The following is a 2,731-nucleotide window of genomic DNA, read 5'->3' as shown; positions in this document are numbered from 1 at the left end:
GATCGCCGAACAGGAGTGGGCACGGCAGCCCCGCCTCAGGCGTCGCCGCAGGCGGCGGTGGGCCGCGGTCGCGGTGGCCGTCCTGGTGGCGGCGGCCGGGGGATTCGTCGTCTACCGGCCCGACGCCGTCGCACGGATCCGCGCCTCGGTCTTCGCGGGGTTCGCGGGCTCCGACGCCGGGCCGCTCGCGGGCCCGACGACCGAGGCCACCGAGAAGGCGCCGGTGAAGCCGGTGAAGGTCTCCCCCTTCGACGGCTCACCCGCCCAGAAGTACGCCAACGGCGCCAAGGGACTGGTCATGCCGGAGCCTCGGGCGCTCGGCGGGCTGAGCCGCAAGGAGGTGTCCGCGGCCCTGCGGCACGCGAAAGAGCTCCTGGTGGCCTCGCACCTGGACCGGAAGGTGCTGCTGGGCGGCAGACCGAACAAGCTGATCCGGCTGCTGGACCCCGAGCAGCGCGCACCGTTCGTCAAGGGACTCAAGCACCCCGACGAAAAGCGCGGGTACTACAGCCGGAGGTGGGTGCTCAGCCTGGCCCCGAAGAGCGCCGAACTCGTCGGCGAGACCGTCAAGGTCCACGGCAAAGCCCGGCTGTCGACCTTCAGGGAGAACGGCCTCAGGGGCGTCCGGATCAAGGTCAACTACCTGTTCGTGTACGCGATCCAGCGACCCGGCCGGCCGGACACCCTGACGAGGCTCGTCTCGCACAACATCGGCGCGCTGGACGCGTGGCGGGACGGCGGCCGGCTGCGCTTCTGGATCAGCGGCTGGAACGGCGGGCGTGTCGCCCCGGCCCGGTGCGACGTCGACGACGCCTTCGTGCACCCGTTCTATCCGGACTCGCCCCCCGACGAAGTAAAATCCGACGGCCCGCCCGTGGACCCCTACTCGCTTGAGGATGAGCCCTCGGAGGAGTGCAGGGTGCTGGAGTCGGACACGTGAAAATCCGGCAAAACCGGGCAAAGGAAGGCTCGGTATACCCGCCCAGGCGGGGTCCGAGAACTAGCGTGAAGGCGACTTTCGCTTAACACGAGTGAAACAAACGAGACACGGGGCGGTAACGGCGCAGGCATACTTTCGGTCTGATAGCCCGTGCCCCATGGGAGGTTCGCGTGTTCAACTCCGCCGACGACGTCCTGAAGTTCATCAAGGACGAAGGGGTGCAGTTCGTTGATGTCAGGTTCACCGACCTGCCGGGGACGACGCACCACTTCACGTTCCCTTCGGAGAACTTCGGAGCCGGCGTCTTCACCGACGGTCTCATGTTCGACGGCTCGTCGATCCGCGGTTTCCAGGCCATCCACGAGTCGGACATGCTGCTGCTGCCCGACCCGTCCACGGCCGTGCTCGACCCGTTCCGGCAGCACAAGACGCTCAACATCAACTTCTTCGTGCACGACCCGCTGACGGGCGAGGCCTACAGCCGCGACCCGCGCAACGTCGCCCGCAAGGCGGAGGAGTACCTGAAGGGCACCGGCATCGCCGACACCGTCTACTTCGGCCCCGAGGCCGAGTTCTACATCTTCGACGACGTGCGGTTCGAGACCAACGCGCACGCGAGTTACTACTACATCGACTCGATCGAGGGCGCCTGGAACAGCGGCAAGGCCCAGGACGGCGGTAACCTCGGTTACAAGCCGCGCTTCAAGGGCGGCTACTTCCCGGTCCCGCCGATGGACCACTTCACCGACCTGCGCTCGGAGATGGTGCGCCGCCTCATCGACGCGGGCATCGACGTCGAGATGCAGCACCACGAGGTGGGCACGGCCGGCCAGGCGGAGATCGACTTCCGGTTCAACACGCTGCTCAAGGCCGCCGACACCCTGATGCTGTACAAGTACATCGTCAAGAGCACGGCCCTGGAGCACGGCCACACGGTCACCTTCATGCCCAAGCCGATCTTCGGTGACAACGGCTCCGGCATGCACTGCCACCAGTCGCTCTGGAAGGACGGCGCGCCGCTCTTCTACGACGAGGTCGGCTACGCGGGCCTGTCCGACACCGCCCGCTACTACATCGGCGGCCTGCTCAAGCACGCCCCGTCGCTGCTGGCCTTCACCAACCCGACGGTGAACTCCTACCACCGCCTGGTGCCCGGCTACGAGGCCCCGGTCAACCTGGTCTACTCCCAGCGCAACCGCTCGGCGTGCATCCGCATCCCGATCACGGGTTCCAACCCGAAGGCCAAGCGCATCGAGTTCCGCGTCCCGGACCCGTCGTGCAACCCGTACTTCGCCTTCGCCGCCCAGCTGATGGCCGGCATCGACGGTATCCGCAACAAGATCGAGCCGGTCGAGCCGGTCGACAAGGACCTCTACGAGCTTCCCCCTGAGGAGGCCCGTAACATCCCGCAGGTCCCCGGCTCGCTGACGGACGTGCTCGCGGCCCTGGAGGCCGACCACGAGTACCTGCTGGAGGGCGGCGTGTTCACGCCGGACCTGATCGAGACCTGGATCTCCTACAAGCGGGAGAACGAGATCGACCCGATCCGCCTGCGCCCCCACCCGCACGAGTTCGAGCTCTACTACGACGTCTGAGCCTTTGATCCGCGCGAACATCGGCGCTTGACCCGTCAAGGGCACTCAGGCCTCCCGCGAAAGGCCGTCGACCGTCCCGCCATTGAGGGCACGCTCGACGGCCCGCGCCTGACGCGCTCCCGGGTCTCGGGAGCGACCCGCTCCGGCCGGTTGAGCACGTTGGACACCGTGCCGGGGGAGACCCCGGCGACCCGAG

General features: G+C 67.7%; 2 protein-coding genes and 1 pseudogene. 2 read left to right on the top strand and 1 reads right to left on the bottom strand.

Annotation, left to right across the window (positions count from 1 at the left end; all coding sequences use genetic code 11):
• Both ABZ260_RS49550 and glnA read left to right on the top strand, forming a co-directional pair.
• A partial coding sequence (locus ABZ260_RS49550; RefSeq protein ID WP_355632516.1) for a hypothetical protein occupies positions 1-940 on the top strand: 940 nt, incomplete at its 5' end.
• Between the two features lie 170 nt (positions 941-1,110).
• Positions 1,111-2,535, top strand: coding sequence for a type I glutamate--ammonia ligase (glnA, locus tag ABZ260_RS49545; protein WP_350927894.1), 1,425 nt, complete (start codon positions 1,111-1,113; stop codon positions 2,533-2,535).
• A 110-nt stretch (positions 2,536-2,645) separates the two neighbouring features.
• Here the strand turns inward: glnA and ABZ260_RS49540 are convergent.
• A pseudogene (locus ABZ260_RS49540) lies at positions 2,646-2,731 on the bottom strand (LacI family DNA-binding transcriptional regulator); the annotation flags it as partial.

Source organism: Streptosporangium sp. NPDC006013 (assembly GCF_040614275.1).
Lineage (GTDB): Bacteria > Actinomycetota > Actinomycetes > Streptosporangiales > Streptosporangiaceae > Streptosporangium.
The sequence above is the reverse complement of the archived record's forward strand: the minus strand, read 5'-3'. Positions and strand labels throughout refer to the sequence as shown.